This window comes from Streptomyces sp. CoH27 (assembly GCF_020181035.1).
Classification (GTDB): Bacteria; Actinomycetota; Actinomycetes; order Streptomycetales; family Streptomycetaceae; genus Streptomyces; species Streptomyces camelliae.
The window spans coordinates 274,433-289,899 of sequence record NZ_JAIQYY010000012.1; the positions used below are offsets into that span (position 1 = coordinate 274,433).

Sequence of the window (15,467 nt, forward strand, 5' to 3'; positions counted from 1 at the left end):
CGTCATCGGATCGCCCGCCCCCTCACACGTCGATCCGGCTCAGGCGCCGGATGAGGACGAAGCCGACGGCGTACATCGCGAACGCGATGATCACGCAGGCCTGGCCGATCGGTGAGCCGGTCATGCGATCCAGCGCGCCGTTCCTGACCCCGTTCATCAGGAACAGCGCGCCGACCCCGAGGACCGGGACGGCGTACGACGTCATCGTCACCTGGGAGAGCTGGGTGCGGATCTCGCGTCGGGTCTCCTTGCGCTCCTCCAGGGTCTCGGTCAGGTTGCGCAGGGCGGACACCACTTGGCCGCCGGCCCGGTTCGACAGGACCAGGGTCGTGACCAGGACGACCAGCTCGCGGGACGGCAGCCGGCCGGCCAGCTCGCCCAGCGCGTCGTCCAGGGAGTGTCCGATCGCCAACTGGTCGGCCACCTTGCCCAGTTCCTCGCCCGCCGGAGCCTCAAGCTCCTCCGCCGCCATGCCTATCGCGGTGCGCAGGGCGAGGCCGGCCTGGGTGGCGTTGGCCAGGATGCGGGCCAGTTCGGGGAGTTGGTTGATGAAGCGCTCGATGCGTTTCTGGCGCTGCCAGTTGAGGAACTGGACCGCCGCCCCGATGCCGAGCAGACCGGCGAGGGGGCCGAAGAAGGGGGCGAGGGTGGCCTGGCCAATCAGCCAGAGCGCGGCGACCAACGCGAGCATGCAGACGAAGAACTCGCCCGGGGTGACGTCCAACCCGGTTGCGGCGAGGCGCAGTTCGAGCCAATGCCCGAAGCGGGTACGGCGCAGTCGCCGGTCCAGGTCGCGGAAGCGGCGCCTGCGGCTGCCGTACGCCGGCACCGGGCCGGTGTGGGTGAGGCGGTCCACGAGAGCGGCGCGCTGGGCCCGGCCCGAGGCGTAGGCGTGCAGTCCGGCCACCGCCAGGACGCAGGCCAGCAGCGTCACACCGGTGGTGAGCTGGACGAGGGTGTGGAGTTCCATGGTCCTTGGTCCTACCTACCTGGCTTCTCGGGTGGCGAGCTGGTCCGCCGTACGGGCGACGCCGAAGGCCTGCGGGATGGGCTGGCCCGCCATGTAGAGGCGGTCGGCGGTGCGGCGCGGGAGCGGGAAGTACGCGAAGGTGCCGTGGACGCGGCCGTCGGGGGTCATCGGCCGGGCGTCGAACCGGGCGACGGTCGCCAGCCGGTACGGCTCCCCGCCGTGGCTGTCGAGCAGGGCGATCTCGGTGATGCGGCGGGCGCCGTCGGCGAACCGGGTGAGCTGGACGAGGACGTCGACGGCGCTGTTGATCTGGTCGTGCAGCGCGACGAAGGGGACCTCCACGTCGGACATGGAGGCGAGGGTCTGGAGCCGGGTCAGGGCGTCCTCGGCGCTGTTGGCGTGCACGGTCGCGAGCGATCCGTCGTGGCCCGTCGACATCGCCTGGAGCATGTCGAGGGACTCGCCGCCGCGGACCTCGCCGACCACGATCCGGTCGGGGCGCATGCGCAGCGAGTTGCGGACCAGGTCGCGGATGGTGACCTGCCCCTTGCCCTCGACGTTCGGCGGCCGGGACTCCAGGCGGACCACGTGGGTCTGCTGGAGCTGGAGTTCGGCGGAGTCCTCGATGGTGATGATGCGTTCGTGGGAGGGGATGAGCCCGGAGAGGGCGTTCAGCAGGGTCGTCTTCCCGGTGCCGGTCGCCCCCGAGACGATGATGTTGAACTTCGCCTGCACCAGGCCCGCCAGCAGATACACCATGTGCTCGTCCAGCGAGCCGAAGGAGATCAGCTCCTGGAGGGTGAAGGAGCGCGGGAAGCGGCGGATGGTGAGGATCGGGCCGGACAGCGACAGCGGCGGGATGATGACGTTGACGCGCTCGCCGGAGGGCAGCCGGGCGTCGACCATCGGGTTCGACTCGTCCACCCGGCGGTTGACCGTCGACACGATCCGCTCGATGGTCTGCATGAGTTGATCGGCGGAGACGAATCTCAAGGGCAGCTGCTCGACGCGGCCGCCGCGCTCCACGAAGATCGCGTCCGGGCCGTTCACCATGATCTCGGTGATCGACGCGTCTTCGAGGAGCGGCTCCAGGATGCCGAGGCCCAGCGCCTCGTCCACCACCCGGCGGATCAGCTGCGAGCGCTCGACCGTCGACAGCACCGGGCCCTCACGGCTGATGATGTGCCCGAGCACCCGTTCAAGCCGCGCCCGGCGCTCGGCCGCCGCGAGCGAACTCATCTCCGCGAGGTCGATCTCCTCCAGCAGCTTGGCCCGGTAGGAGGCGACCAGATGCCCGTCCTCGCCCCGGCTGCCGTGCTCCTCCGGAGTGCTGATGCGTGCCCGCAGACTCATGGGTTCGCTTCTCCTGGCTCAGTGGTCGAGGGGCATGGTGGCGGTCTTGGTGGCGTCGCCGAAGTCCCAGACGATCTTGGGGATGTGGACCGTGGCCGTGACGGTCACGGAGTCGCCGCCGTCCCCGGCCGAGCAGCTCACCGTGATCCCGCTGCTGACGGCTCCGGCACACGCCTGCTGGGCGTCCTGCCGCAAGGACGCGGCCCGCGCCCCCGCCCGAGCCGCCGTACCGGCCTGCTCGGCGGCGTAGGCGACGGCGCCGATCTGGATGCCGGCCAGCCCGACGATCAGCAGGACGGGGATGAACCCCAGGTACTCGATGGCGACTTGGCCCTTGTCTCGATGTGTCCGGCGGTACGGCATCTCAGCGCTTCACCTCCTCGACGGCGCCGGCGTGGCCGGTCACGGTGGCCGGGAAGTCGATCAGGCCCGGGAAGAGAACAGGGACGTGCAGCTTGACGTCGGCCGTCACATAGCCGCTCCCGCCACAGGACACTTCCGCGCTCCCCCTCCACGCTGCCGACAGGTGGTTGAGCCCTGCCGCCGAGCAGGCCGCCTGCCGTGCGCCCGGCGCCACCGCCGTACCCGCCCGTACCGCCTCGTCGGCAGCATTCCCGGCGAGCGTGAAGGTGTACCCCACGAGTACGGCCTGCCACATCAGCACCAGGGTCAGGACGATCAGCGGAGTCATCCCGAGGAACTCGATGCTGACCTGCCCCCGGTCCCCTTCCCCTCCTCGTCTCATCGCCCGCTCACTCCTTCCGCCGCCGGAATCCCACGGTGCCCCGCCCGCCCCCGCGATGGGCCCCCTCGGTCGCCGTCCTCACCAGCCCGAGCTCCCCGGCGAGCGCCCACAGGGCCTGCTTCACCGTGCTCCTGCTGTCCAGCTCATGGACCCGCCCCGCGTCCACGACGGCCTGGAGTTCCTTGAAATGGGCGGGTACGGCGGTGCGGGCGAGGGCCGTACCCGTGATGCGCTGTACGAGCGCGGGCTGGATCTCCGCGGTGCGGCTGTGCCGGTTGACGACGACCGTCGTCTCCTCGGCCTTGCGGATCTGGAGCCGGTCCCACATCCGTACGGTCCGTTTGGCGGCGCGTACGGCGATGACGTCGGGGGTGGTGACCAGCAGCGCGGTGTCCGCCATCTCGACGGCCGCCGCGCCCGCGCCGCTCAGCTGGGCGCCGCAGTCCACCACGACGACCTCGTAGCGGGAGCGCAGGGCGCTGACGATCTGGCGGGCGGCGCGGTCGCTGACCTCCTCGCCGCGTTCGCCCTCGGCGGGGGCGAGGAGCAGGGCGATACCGGTGTCGTGGCGGAAGACGGCGTCGGCGAGGACGCGGGGCGAGATGTCGGTGATGGCGGCGAGGTCGGCCACGGACCGGCGGAACTGGATGTCCAGGTAGGAGGCGATGTCACCGGTCTGGAGGTCGAGGTCGACCAGCGCGGTGGGCCGGCCGGAGGCCTGCGCGGCGAGGGCCAGCTGGATCGCGGCCAGCGTCGCGCCCGTTCCGCCCTTGGCGCCGCTGACCGTGACGACCGTACCGCCGACCCCGCCGAGGACGTCCGAGGCCGCGTGACCGAGATGGCGCCGTACGCCGGTCGACCACTGGGCGACGGCCTGGACGCGGCTGGCGAGTTCCTCGTACGACAGCGGGAGCGCGACCAGGCCGCGGGCGCCGGAGTCCATGGCGGCGGAGAAGAGGCCGGGGCTCGCGTCGGTGGTGACGAGGATGACGCCGACGGCGGGGAAGCGGAGGGCGACCTCGCGGATCAGCTCCAGGGCGGGGACGGGCCCGATCCGCTCATGGACGACGACCACCTCGGGCAGCTCGTCGACGGACTCGGCGGCAAGGCGGGCGAGGGTGTCGACGAGCTGGGTGGAGTCACCGACCGGCGGCTGCGGCTCGGCGTCGGGGAGCTGGCTGAGGAGGGTGACGAGGGAGCGGACGGCGTCCGGGTCCGCGCCGGCCGGAAGGATCCTGGTGGGCATGCGGGCCGCCTCTCACTTGTCCGTCGCGAGTTCGTAGGTGCGGTCCTTGTCCGGGACGCTGGTCTCGCTGCCGGGGGCGACCAGTGCGAGCCGGACGCGCTGGGCGAAGGACTCGGCGTAGGTGATGCGCTGGGCGTCGAGGGTGGACAGCGCGAAGGTGATGGGGACGGCCTCGCTGGGCTGCTGGCTCTGGTTCTGGCCCTTGCCGGTGTCGGGGTCGAGGGCGGTGATGCGGCCGACGTCGAGGACGCGGGCGTTGGTCACGATGATCTTCGACTGGTCGGGATCGCCGTTGTTCTTCCCGGAGAAGGTGGCATACACATTCACCCGCGCCCCCGGAGTGATCTTGCCGGCGACCCCGGTGGCCGCGTCGATCATGATGGCGACCTCCTGCTGTCCGGGCTGGAGGGCGGGCTGGTCGACGATCATGTCGGTCTGGAGCAGGGACCCGGCGCGCAGGGTGGTGACGGCGATCTTGCCTTGGATCTGCCGCAGATCGGTGACGGCGTTGTCGGAGAGCCACCGCTTCGGCATCTCGATCTTCTCGAACTGGCTGGTGTCCAGGGCGGTGTACGGCTTCACGTCGGACCGGACCCGGTAGGCGCTGACTTCGGGCCCGACCTTGGAATTGGCGTTGTGGACGACGGAGAGCACGCCGGCGAACGCGCCGAGAGCGCACAGGACCGACAGGATCAGCAGTATCACGCCGCGGCGCTGACGGGAGTTCATGAGCCGTACAACCTCATTGGGGGAATCGGTCGGGCGGGACGGTGACTTACGGATCTGGTCAGGCGGGCGTGCCCTGTTCCAGGGCGCGGGGGGCGGCGGGTTCGTGGACGGGCGGGGTGGCGGAGCAGAAGACGCAGCGGTCGCCGATGACGTCCAGGCCGCACCAGTGACAGCCGGTCTGCCGTACGGAGGTGACCAGTTGATACAGAACGGACAGATCGGCGAGGTATCCGCAGAACTCGACCATGCGGCCGGTGCCCCACCACACCGGGGACTCGGCGGGCAGCGGGACCTCGCGCAGCCCGTGCACGCTCCACTGCCCGCCGAGCCCCCCGACCCAGTCGCTCTGCAACTGCCCCTTCGCGACGAGCATCCATGTGTTGAACTCGGGCCCCTTGAGCGTCGCACCGGGCACGATCTTGACGAGCTGCGGCTCCGGATGGGCGAGCACGGCGAACTGACTGCCGGGCATCCACGACCTGGCGTGCACCTTGAGCCCGACCGGCACCCGGTCCAGCTTGGCGACGGAGCCGAGGACGGCCCCGGCGTGCAGATAGTGGGTGAGCAGCCGCCCGGCGGAGGCGAGCACTCCCGGGCTCAGATCGCAGGAGGCGAGCTGGCGCAGCTGCCGGGCGAGGACGGCGACGCCGAGGGGCGGGAGGTCGGGCCGGAAGAGGGCGACGCGATCGCTTTCGAGCAGCGAGCGAAGGGTGTACAGCCGTCGTACGACACTTTCCGGGGTGGCGCTGGAGCAGACGACGACGAGATACCCGTACTGCTCGATCAGGGTGTGCAGTTCGGTGAGCGCGTGGTCCAGCGGTCGCTGGTCGAGGCCGCTCAGCACGACGGCGGGCATGGTCCGTTCGTCCTGGGCCGGCAGCGCCATGTCGGCACTGGTCACGGCGATGGCAGTTGGCACGCGCAGCTCCCCGCTCTTCACACCCGCCGGCCGTCCGGGGTAACTCCCGTACGCCGGGACGACTTCACTGCGTGACTACCTGAGCACTGTATCCACGGCCGTATGACCGGAGAACAGCGTTTGTGAAGCTCGCGTGGAACTCTCTGAGCACCAGTACGGCGCAAGTCCCGCCAAAACCGGACAGGTTGAGCACCGGCGCAGAGACGAGTTTGGTCTGGACCTCTTGACACCCCAATTGGTCTGGACCAACTTGTACGCACACTCGAACTCCCCACTCGGAGGCCCCCGTGGACCGCGCCCCAGGCACAGGCATACCCAGATCCGGCAGACGACGCTTCACTCTCTGGTCGGCCGCCACGGCCCTGGCCCTCTCGGTCACCGGCCTCGCCGCCGCGAGCCCCGCGTCGGCGGCCGACGTGAACAACGTCAAGAACGCGGGCTTCGAGTCGGGCCTGAGCAACTGGACGTGTACGGCGAACAGCGGCGTGACCGTCTCCTCCCCGGTGCACAGCGGCACATCGGCGCTGAAGGCGACCCCGGCCGGCCAGGACGACGCCCAGTGCACCCAGACGGTCGCGGTCCAGCCCAACTCGACGTACATCCTGAGCGCGTGGGTCCAGGGCGGCTACTCCTACCTGGGCGTGACCGGCACGGGCACGACGGACGTCTCGACCTGGACCCCCGACACCACGGCCTGGAAGCAACTGTCGACGACCTTCACCACCGGCGCGTCAACGACGTCGGTCACGGTGTACACGCACGGGTGGTACGGCCAGGCGGCGTACTACGCCGACGACGTCTCGGTCTACGGCCCCGACGGCGGCGGAGGCGGCGACCCCGGCCCGACGGTCCCTTCCGCCCCGACGAGTCTGACGGTCTCGGGCACGACCTCCTCCTCGGCGTCCCTGTCCTGGTCCCCGGTCTCGGGCGCGACGGGCTACAACGTCTACCAGAACGGCACGAAGGCCACGGCGGTGACGGGAACGTCGGCGACGCTGACGGGGCTGACCGCCGCCACGTCGTACAGCTTCCAGGTGACGGCGACGAACGCGGCCGGCGAGTCGGCGAAGTCGGCGGCGGTGACCGCGACGACGCCCTCCGGAACGGGCGGTGGCAGCGGTGGTGCCGGGGTGCCGAAGCACGCGGTGACGGGCTACTGGCAGAACTTCAACAACGGCGCGACGGTCCAGAAACTGTCGGACGTCCCGTCGTCGTACGACATCATCGCGGTGGCTTTCGCGGACGCGACCTCGACGCCGGGCGCGGTGACCTTCAACCTGGACTCGGCGGGCCTCGGCGGCTACACGGTCGACCAGTTCAAGGCGGACATCAAGGCGAAGCAGGCGGCCGGCAAGAAGGTCGTCGTCTCGATCGGCGGCCAGAACGGCACGGTGTCGATCAGCGACTCCGCCTCGGCGACGAACTTCGCGAACTCGGTGTACTCCCTGATGCAGACGTACGGCTTCGACGGCGTGGACATCGACCTGGAGAACGGCCTCAACGCGACGTACATGACACAGGCGCTCCGAGCCCTTTCCGCCAAGGCCGGCTCGTCGCTCATCCTCACGATGGCCCCGCAGACGATCGACATGCAGTCGACGTCGAACTCGTACTTCCAGACGGCCCTGAACGTGAAGGACATCCTCACAGTCGTCAACATGCAGTACTACAACAGCGGTTCCATGCTGGGCTGCGACGGCAAGGTCTACAGCCAGGGCTCGGTCGACTTCCTGACCGCCCTCGCCTGCATCCAGCTCCAGGGCGGCCTCTCCCCCTCCCAGGTGGGCCTGGGCCTCCCCGCCTCGACCAGCGCGGCCGGCAGCGGCTACGTCTCCCCGACGGTGGTGAACAACGCCCTGGACTGCCTGACGGCCGGCACGAACTGCGGCACCTTCAAGCCGTCGAAGACGTATCCCGACCTCCGGGGCGCGATGACGTGGTCGACGAACTGGGACGCGGCCTCGGGGAACGCCTGGTCCAGCTCGGTGGGGGCGCATGTGCATGCGTTGCCCTAGCCGGTCGGGTTCTTGATGTGCGACGCCCGGGCCTGCGGAGGTCCGGGCGTCGCACCGTTACGTACGGCTGAAGCCTCTCCTGGGATCAGCTCCCTTGAGTCTCATCCGTCCCCTTGGCCTGGCACAACCGGTGATGAGACCTCCCGAAGGCCGGCTTCCTGGACGTCGGCTCAGCGGGGCTCGCCGAACCAGCAGTGGAGCGCCGGTTCCACGTCATCCGCACCGGCCCAGCACACGTAACCGTCCGGCCGGATGAGCATCGCCTCGGTGTCGGCGCCCTGGCCCACCCGGTCCACCCGGTCCGACCAAGGGCCGGCGACCCTGGCGAACGTGTCCGCCGGGTCCAGCAGAATGCCGTGCCCGGACCTCAGTAGTTCGTGCACCCGGGCCGTGCCGAGGTCCAGGTCCGGTGCGGGCCGGCCGACGAGCGGATGGGCTTCGGTGCCCGGCATCAGGTAACGGGCAGCCATCCCGGACATCAGGTCGGCGAGATGGTGCTGGACGTCCGGCAGTTGGGCCATGGCCGTGAAGATCTCCCGGGCGGCCAGCACGTCCGGATCGCGGGTGCCGGCCCAGTCCATCAGCAGGCTCTGTGCCCGGACGTTGCGCAATACGGCGGCCCCGACCGGATGCCGTTCCGCGTGATAGGTGTCGAGCAGGTTCTTCGGTGCCCAGCCGTGCACGGCGGCGCCGAGCTTCCAGCCGAGGTTGAGCGCGTCCTGCATCCCGGTGTTCATGCCCTGCGCGCCGAGTGGAAGGTGGACATGGGCGGCATCGCCCGCCAGGAACACCCGCCCGTGCCGGTACTGCTCGACCTGCCGTGACGCGTTGGTGATACGGCGGGCGTAGCGCAGTTCGAGCAGGTGCACCCGCGTTCCGAACACGGTGCTCAGGCCGTGGCGGATTTCGTCCTCGGTGACCGGGATCTCCCTCGGCAGAGACCGGCCCGGCCCGCCGAGGACCAGTCGGAGCAGCTGCCTGCCCTGCGGATCGGTGCCGAGCGGGAACAATGCCGCCCAGTGTCCGTCCTCGTTCCAGGTGTGCGACGTGGACGGATCGACGCCGCTCAGCCGCACGTCGGCAGCGATGATCGTCACCGTACCGGGCTGACCGGGGAACCCGGCCCGCAGGAGCGACCGTACGGTGCTGTGAGCTCCGTCGGCGGCGACGAGATAACGGGAGCGGAGGGTGGTGCCGTTGGCGAAGGTCGCGGTGACCCCGCTGTCGTCCTGGGCGAGGCCGACCAGTTCGTGGTCCCTGCGGGCGTGGAGGCCGTGCGCGGCGAGGTGCTGCTCGAAGAATCCCTCGATCACTACCTGCGGCACGGACCGCCATGGCTGACGGTGCCGGTCGGAGGAGAGCGGGAGTGGGATACCGGCGAAGTGGCCAGTGGTGACGGGGTGCTCTCCGGTGGCCAGCAAGGGCTCCAGCAGCCCTCGTTGGTCGAGCGCCTCCAGTGTGCGGGACTGCACGCCGCCTGCCTTGGACAGGTCGCTGCGCTGCGACAGCTTGTCGACCAGCACGGTCGACACCCCTGCCAGCAGCAGTTCGTTGGCCAGCGTCATTCCGGTCGGGCCGGCGCCGACGATGAGCACATCGGTGTCCATGGACTCTCCTGGGGCTGTTTCGATCAGGACAGAAGCAACGCTCCGCCTGCCGAGCCGCCCGAGCCAGAAACCGGCTCGATTGCGTTGGTATCCGACATCGTCTAGCGTCGGCTCGGTGGAATCCGACTACGACGAGCTGGATCGTCGGCTCGTGCACGCCCTACAGATCGACGGACGTGCCCCGTTCAGCACCATCGCCGAGGTTCTCGGCGTGTCGGACCGCACCATCGCCCGCCGGTACGCCCGGTTGCGGTCGGCCGGGGCGGTACGGGTGCTGGGCGGGGTCGACCCCACCGCGCTGGGCGCCGTCCTGTGGTTCCTGCGGGTGCGATGTGCGCCCGCCGCGTCGCTCCCCGTCGCCGAGGCGCTGGCCAGACGCCCCGACACGTCCTGGGTGAGCCTCAGCTCCGGCGGCACCGAGATCACCTGCGTGGTCCGTACCGAGAGCGAGGCGGACAGCGAGGCACTGCTGCTGGCCAAACTCCCCCGCACCCCGCGCGTGGAGGGCGTGACCGCGCACTCCGTGCTCCACTCCTTCTACGGCGGCCCCGACAATCTGGTCGGAAAACTCGGGTCGCTGGACGCGGAGGCGATCGAGCGACTGCGCCCGCCTCCGATGCCGCATCGGCGGGGACCAGTGCGGCTCGACGACGGTGACCGCAAACTCCTCGCCCTGCTCGCCACCGACGGCCGGGCCGGGTTCGAGCAGTTGGCCGCGGCGACCGGCTGGTCGCCGACGACGGTCCGGCGCCGGATGACGGAGCTGCGCGAACACGGCCTGCTCTATCTCGACATCGACGTCGACTGGCGCATGTTCGGCGTGAACGCCCGAACCCTGCTCTGGCTCTCGGTCGCCCCCACACACCTGGAAGAGGCCGGTCAGGCGCTGGCCGAGCATCCAGAGGTCGCGTTCGCCGCCGCCACGACCGGACCGACCAACCTGTACGCGAGCGTGGTGTGCACGGACCAACGGGAGCTGTACCGGTACCTGACCACCCGGGTCGCCGCACTCCCAGCCATCACACATCTCGAATCGGCACCAGTGATCAGGACCGTCAAGAAGGCAGCGAACCAGATGTAGCAACCGACCAGCCCGCTGCTGTTTCGACCGCGCAACGCGCACTGCTTGTCACCAGGACCGCGCTACCTGACAACACGCTGCCTTGGTGACACCTATCGTGCTTCGGCTCGTCCGACCAGCAAGATCACGATGTACAGCTGGAGTACCAAGATGTACAGCTGGAGTACTAAGCGGACTCTTCGGCCTCGGACTCGTCCTCGAAGTACGCGTCCAGCACCGCGTCCAGCTGCTCGTCCCACTCCGAGAAGCGGGACTTCGACGCGGCCTCGATCTCGATCGGGTACCAGCGCCGGTCCGGGGTGTGGACCGTGATCGTGTAGCGCTTGCCGAAGCGGGGGGTCTCCGTCTCCACCGCCGCGACCTCGTCCCAACGGAACTCGCAGGACTCCGCGTCCAGGCTGAGGCGGAGCCCCTTGCGGTCGGCCACGATCTTCGCGCGGCGGTCGGAGGCCTCGAAGACCGGGCCGGAGTCGTCCGTGGTCTCGTCGGCCTCCCCGGCCTCCCCGGCCTCCCCGGCTTCCTCCGGCGGAGCCGTCACCTTGGCATCCTGCACCTCCGGTTCCGGCTCCACGGCCTCCGGCCCCGCGGCCGTGGACGTGTCCGTGTCCGTGTCCGCCTTGGCCGGAGCCGTGATCCCCGGGATGAAGGCCGGGTCGAAACCGGCGCCCGTCACGGGCTCGGTCTTCAACGGCTCGGCCTTCGACGGCTTGCTGCTCGCTCCTGTGCGCTGCTCCACGGCGGCAGTATGGACGACTTCCCTGTGCCGGAACCAGTCGGACCGCTCAACCCCGGTTCCACTCACGTCACGTTCACACGAACAAACTGACCACCGCCGCCACCCCGAATCCCGCCACCGACAGCACCGACTCCAGGACCGTCCAGGTCCGCAGCGTGTCCCGTTCGCTGATGCCGAAGTACTTCGCCACCATCCAGAAGCCGCCGTCGTTCACATGTGACGCGAAGATCGAGCCCGCCGAGATCGCCATGATGACCAGGGCCGTGAAGGGCTGGGAGTGGTCGCCCTCCGTCAGCAGCGGGGCCACGATGCCCGCCGTCGTCACGATCGCCACCGTCGCCGAGCCCTGCGCCACCCGCAGCACCAGGGAGATCAGGTACGACAGGACGATCACCGGCAGGCCCACGCCGTGGAAGGTGTCCGACAGGGCCTGGGCCACCCCGCTCGCCTTCAGCACCGCGCCGAAGATCCCGCCCGCGCCCACCACCAGCAGGATGTTGCCCACCGGCTTCAGGGAAGAAGTCGACACCGTCTCCAGCGACGTGCGGGACCAGCCCCTGCGGATGCCCAGCAGCCAGTACGCCAGGAGCAGGGCCAGCGTCAGGGCCACGAAGGGGCTGCCGAAGAACTCCAGGACCGAGCGGGTGGGGGACGGGTCCAGGGCTATCGAGGAGAAGGTCGCGGCCAGGATGAGGATCAGCGGCGTGCCGATGATCAGCAGCACCGTGGCGAGCGGGACCGGGTTCTCCTGCGGCGCCACCCCCTGCGCGCGCTGCTCCGCGACCACCGCCCGCTTCGCCTCCTCCGCCGCCTCGACCATGTCCTGCGGTACGGCGACGAAGATCCGCCGGCCGATCCAGGCGGCGAAGGCCCACGCGGCCAGTACGGCGGGGATGCCGCAGACGACGCCCATGAGGATGACCCAGCCCAGCTGGACGTGCAGCAGGCCGGCCGCCGCGACCGGGCCGGGGTGCGGCGGGAGGAACGCGTGGGTCATCGACAGGCCGGCCAGCAGCGGCAGGCAGTACAGCAGGATCGACTTGCCGCCTCGCTTCGCCGCCGCGTACACCAGCGGGGCCAGGACGAAGATGCCCACGTCGAAGAAGACCGGGATGCCGAAAATCAGGCCCGTCAGGCCCATCGCCAACGGCGCTCGCTGCTCGCCGAAGAGCGACAGCAGGCGCGCCGCCAGTACCTCCGCTCCGCCGCTCACCTCCAGGATCGCGCCGAGCATCGTGCCCAGGCCGATGATGATCGCGACGTGGCCGAGGATGCCGCCCATGCCGGACTCGATGGTGGAGACCGCGTCGGAGCGCTGGACCGTGCCGAAGAGTTCGGTGACCGACAGACCCGCCAGCAGGCCCACCGCTGTCGAGACGGCGAGGAGGGCCACGAAGGGCTGGAGCCTGACCTTGATGATCAGGAGGAGGAGCAGGGCGATACCGAGTCCGGCGACGGTGAGGAGGCCGGGGGTGCCGTCCAGGAGGAGGAACAGGCCTCCGGTGTGGGGTGGTGGCGGTGGGGTGGGGGCGGTCGCGGCGAGGGAGTAGGACATGCGGGGGTCCTCTTCTTGAATGGCTTAAGTGCATGGCGCTTTTGGGTAGGGGGGAGCGCGGCACGGCGGCCCTGGGTGCGGGGCGCCGTGCCGTACGGGGCGTGCGGGAAGTGAGGGGACGTCAGCTCAGTACGGCGAGCGCGTCGATCTCGATGAGGAGGCCGGCCGGGAGACCGACGTAGACCGTGGTCCGGGCGGCGGGCGGCTGGGTGAGGCCCTGCTCCTCGAAGTAGGCGTTGTAGATCTCGTTCATCTCGGCGAAGTGGTCCACGTCCGTCAGATAGACGCGGATCATCATCACGTCGTCCCAGCTCGCGCCGCCCTCCTCCAGGATCGCCTTGACGTTGGCGAGGGTCTGGAGGGTCTGTTCGCGCAAGGAGGGACCGGCCGGGGTCGGGGGCTTGCCCTCCTCGGCGGGCAGGAAGCCGACCTGGCCGGCGACCTGGAGGATGTTGCCCTTCCGCACGCCGTGCGAGAACGTGGCGGGCGGGGTGGTGTGGGTCTTCGGGGTGAGCGCGGTCTTCTCGGTCATGCGGAGTCCTTGTCCGTCATTCGGGGTCCCTTACTGGCGTTCTTCCGGAGTACTCGCCGCTGATCGCGTCCGCCGTACGGCGCACCAGCGGGAGGAGGGTGAGGAGTTCCTCGGCGGTGACGACCACGTTCGGCGCGGACACGGACATCGCGGCGACCACCCGGCCGTCGGCGCCGCGGATGGGGGCGGCGACGCAGTTGATGGACTCCTCGTGGCCACCGAGGTCGGCGGCCCAGCCCTGTTCGCGGACCTGCTCCAACTCCCGCAGGAATGCCGGGGCGTTGGGGGTCGAACGGGGCGTGTACAGGGGGTAGTCGAGCTGGTCCGCGAGGGCGCGGCGCTCGGCTTCCGGGAGGTCGGCGAGGAGGAGCTTCGCGACGGCCGCGACCGTGATGGCGACGGGCTTGCCGATCCGGGAGTACATGCGGACCGGGTAGCGGCTCTCCACCTTGTCGATGTAGAGGACCTCGCCCTCCTCGTGCACGGCGAGGTGGACGGTGTGCCCGCAGGCCTCGTTGAGCCGTACGAGGTGGGGGTGGGCGATCTCGCGGATGTCGAGGTTCTCCATCGCCTCCTGCGCGAGGGCGAAGAGGCGGGCGCCGAGGCGGTAGCGCTGGTCGGACTGGCGGTAGACCAGGCCGTGTTCGTGCAGGGTGCGCAGGAGGCGGAGTGCCGTGGACTTGTGGACGCCCAGGCGGTCGGCCACCTGGCCCAGGTCTGCGGGGCCCTCGGCGAGCAGCGGCAGGATGCTCAGGGCGCGGTCGACGGTCTGACTCATGGGGTGTTCGCCTCCTCCGTGGCCCGCTCGGCCTGTGTCCAGCCGGGGCCGAGTCGAAGTCTCCCCCATGCGGTGTCGTCCAGGGCGCTCAGGCGATCGGCGTGGTCCCGGGTGGGGGGCGGGGCCAGGTCACCGGGGGTGGTGAGGGCTGCGGCGGCGAAGAGGTGGCCGTACCGGAGGCGATCCCTCACGGGCAGGCCCCGGAGGGTGCCGGAGAGGAAGCCGGCGGCGAAGGCGTCTCCGGCCCCGACGTGGGCGAGGACGTCCACCTTCGGGGCACGGACGAACGTCGCGGTGCCGTCTGCGTCCGCCACAGCTCCGTCGGTGGTCTTGTCGAAGGCGGTCGCTCCGCCCTTGCCCTGCTTGACGACGACGATCGCCGGCTCGGGCAGCGCCGTCAGGATGGCTCGTCCGCCGTGCAGTGCCCAGGCGTCACGCGCCTCGTCGGCCCCCACGAACACGATGTCCGCGCGCCGCGCCAGTTCCAGCAGGACGCGGGGTCCGTCCGAAGCGTGGCGCCACAGCGCCGGCCGGTAGTTGACATCGAAGGAGATCAGCGGGCGGCCGGGACGGGGTGCCGTCAGCTCGTACAGCAAGTCGCGGCACGCGTCGGAGAGCGCGGCCGTGATGCCCGACAGGTGCAGTACGCGCCCTGCCCGCACCGCCGCCAGGTCCACTGTGTCCACGGCCATCGCGGAGGCCGCGGAGCCGGCGCGGTAGTAGGCCACCTCGTGGGTGTCGGTGGCGCGGTCGGCGGCGGTGCGGAAGTAGATGCCCGTGGGCCGGGCCGGGTCGGTGCGCACGGCACTCGTGTCGACGCCGTACCCCGCGATCCCCTCCACCAGATGCTGCCCGAACCCGTCCGCCCCCACCCGGCTCACCCACCGTGCGGTGTGGCCGGCGGCGGCCAGCACGCAGGCCACGTTGGACTCGGCGCCGCCGATCGCGCGGTCGAAGGAGGGCACGTCCGCGAGGCGCCCGGGACGGCTGGGCAGGAAGGTGACCATGGACTCGCCGAGCGCCACGACGTCCACAGGGTGGTACGCAACTGTCCCGGCGTAAGCAGCGTCGTCGATGATGACTCCTGTCGATGCCCGGGCGGCGGCTCCGTTGACCCGGTGTCGGCGAGATGCTAGACACCAGTAGCACCACACGCAATGGTCGTTGCACATACTGCAACGCACCTGCCGAGAGAGGGGCT

At 70.2% G+C, this 15,467-nt stretch carries 15 protein-coding genes; 2 read left to right on the forward strand and 13 right to left on the reverse strand.

The features are described 5' to 3' along the window. Positions 1 to 22: 22 nt before the first annotated feature. From LE548_RS22280 to LE548_RS22310, 7 genes are read right to left on the reverse strand one after another with little or no spacing between them, the layout of a single operon-like run. Positions 23 to 970, reverse strand: coding sequence for a type II secretion system F family protein (locus tag LE548_RS22280; RefSeq protein WP_225098685.1), 948 nt, complete (start codon positions 968 to 970; stop codon positions 23 to 25). A 15-nt stretch (positions 971 to 985) separates the two neighbouring features. Beyond that, positions 986 to 2,323, reverse strand: a complete 1,338-nt coding sequence (locus LE548_RS22285) for a CpaF family protein (RefSeq protein WP_225098686.1) — start codon at positions 2,321 to 2,323, stop codon at positions 986 to 988. A gap of 18 nt (positions 2,324 to 2,341) precedes the next feature. Continuing rightward, the gene (locus LE548_RS22290) at positions 2,342 to 2,686 is read right to left on the reverse strand and encodes a TadE/TadG family type IV pilus assembly protein (RefSeq protein ID WP_225098687.1); all 345 of its coding nucleotides are present in this window, start codon (positions 2,684 to 2,686) and stop codon (positions 2,342 to 2,344) included. Position 2,687: 1 nt separating this feature from the next. Then, complete coding sequence (locus LE548_RS22295) at positions 2,688 to 3,068, reverse strand: TadE/TadG family type IV pilus assembly protein (protein ID WP_225098688.1); 381 nt, start codon at positions 3,066 to 3,068, stop codon at positions 2,688 to 2,690. A gap of 7 nt (positions 3,069 to 3,075) precedes the next feature. Then, positions 3,076 to 4,314 (reverse strand): P-loop NTPase, encoded by a 1,239-nt coding sequence (locus LE548_RS22300; RefSeq protein ID WP_225098689.1) that lies wholly within the window; start codon positions 4,312 to 4,314, stop codon positions 3,076 to 3,078. A gap of 12 nt (positions 4,315 to 4,326) precedes the next feature. Beyond that, the gene (gene cpaB / locus LE548_RS22305; protein WP_225098690.1) at positions 4,327 to 5,043 is read right to left on the reverse strand and encodes a Flp pilus assembly protein CpaB; all 717 of its coding nucleotides are present in this window, start codon (positions 5,041 to 5,043) and stop codon (positions 4,327 to 4,329) included. Between the two features lie 58 nt (positions 5,044 to 5,101). After that, entirely contained in the window at positions 5,102 to 5,929 is an 828-nt protein-coding gene (locus tag LE548_RS22310; protein ID WP_263636442.1) for a hypothetical protein, read from the reverse strand. Positions 5,930 to 6,249: 320 nt separating this feature from the next. Here LE548_RS22310 and LE548_RS22315 point away from each other — a divergent pair, with 320 nt between their 5' ends. Continuing rightward, positions 6,250 to 7,977 carry a chitinase gene (locus LE548_RS22315; RefSeq protein ID WP_225098691.1) on the forward strand — a complete coding sequence of 576 codons (1,728 nt, stop codon included), beginning with the start codon at positions 6,250 to 6,252 and terminating at the stop codon, positions 7,975 to 7,977. 170 nt (positions 7,978 to 8,147) lie between these two features. On the opposite strand, the gene LE548_RS22320 is transcribed toward LE548_RS22315, so the two are convergent. Continuing rightward, positions 8,148 to 9,584, reverse strand: a complete 1,437-nt coding sequence (locus tag LE548_RS22320; RefSeq protein ID WP_225098692.1) for an FAD-dependent monooxygenase — start codon at positions 9,582 to 9,584, stop codon at positions 8,148 to 8,150. A 115-nt stretch (positions 9,585 to 9,699) separates the two neighbouring features. Between LE548_RS22320 and LE548_RS22325 the strand changes: the two genes are divergently transcribed. Continuing rightward, positions 9,700 to 10,665 carry an Lrp/AsnC family transcriptional regulator gene (locus LE548_RS22325; RefSeq protein ID WP_225098693.1) on the forward strand — a complete coding sequence of 322 codons (966 nt, stop codon included), beginning with the start codon at positions 9,700 to 9,702 and terminating at the stop codon, positions 10,663 to 10,665. A 166-nt stretch (positions 10,666 to 10,831) separates the two neighbouring features. Here LE548_RS22325 and LE548_RS22330 read toward each other — a convergent pair whose 3' ends face one another. From LE548_RS22330 to LE548_RS22350, 5 genes are all read right to left on the reverse strand, one after another. After that, positions 10,832 to 11,401, reverse strand: coding sequence for a hypothetical protein (locus LE548_RS22330; protein WP_225098694.1), 570 nt, complete (start codon positions 11,399 to 11,401; stop codon positions 10,832 to 10,834). Positions 11,402 to 11,474: 73 nt separating this feature from the next. Then, positions 11,475 to 12,956, reverse strand: coding sequence for a GntP family permease (locus tag LE548_RS22335; RefSeq protein WP_225098695.1), 1,482 nt, complete (start codon positions 12,954 to 12,956; stop codon positions 11,475 to 11,477). Positions 12,957 to 13,077: 121 nt separating this feature from the next. Beyond that, positions 13,078 to 13,488 (reverse strand): RidA family protein, encoded by a 411-nt coding sequence (locus tag LE548_RS22340; protein ID WP_225098696.1) that lies wholly within the window; start codon positions 13,486 to 13,488, stop codon positions 13,078 to 13,080. Between the two features lie 16 nt (positions 13,489 to 13,504). Beyond that, positions 13,505 to 14,266, reverse strand: a complete 762-nt coding sequence (locus tag LE548_RS22345) for an IclR family transcriptional regulator (RefSeq protein WP_225098697.1) — start codon at positions 14,264 to 14,266, stop codon at positions 13,505 to 13,507. Beyond that, positions 14,263 to 15,300: a sugar kinase gene (locus tag LE548_RS22350; RefSeq protein ID WP_225098698.1), complete on the reverse strand. Its 1,038-nt coding sequence runs from the start codon at positions 15,298 to 15,300 to the stop codon at positions 14,263 to 14,265. The genes LE548_RS22345 and LE548_RS22350 overlap by 4 nt, the downstream gene beginning before the upstream one ends. Between the last annotated feature and the right edge of the window lie 167 nt (positions 15,301 to 15,467).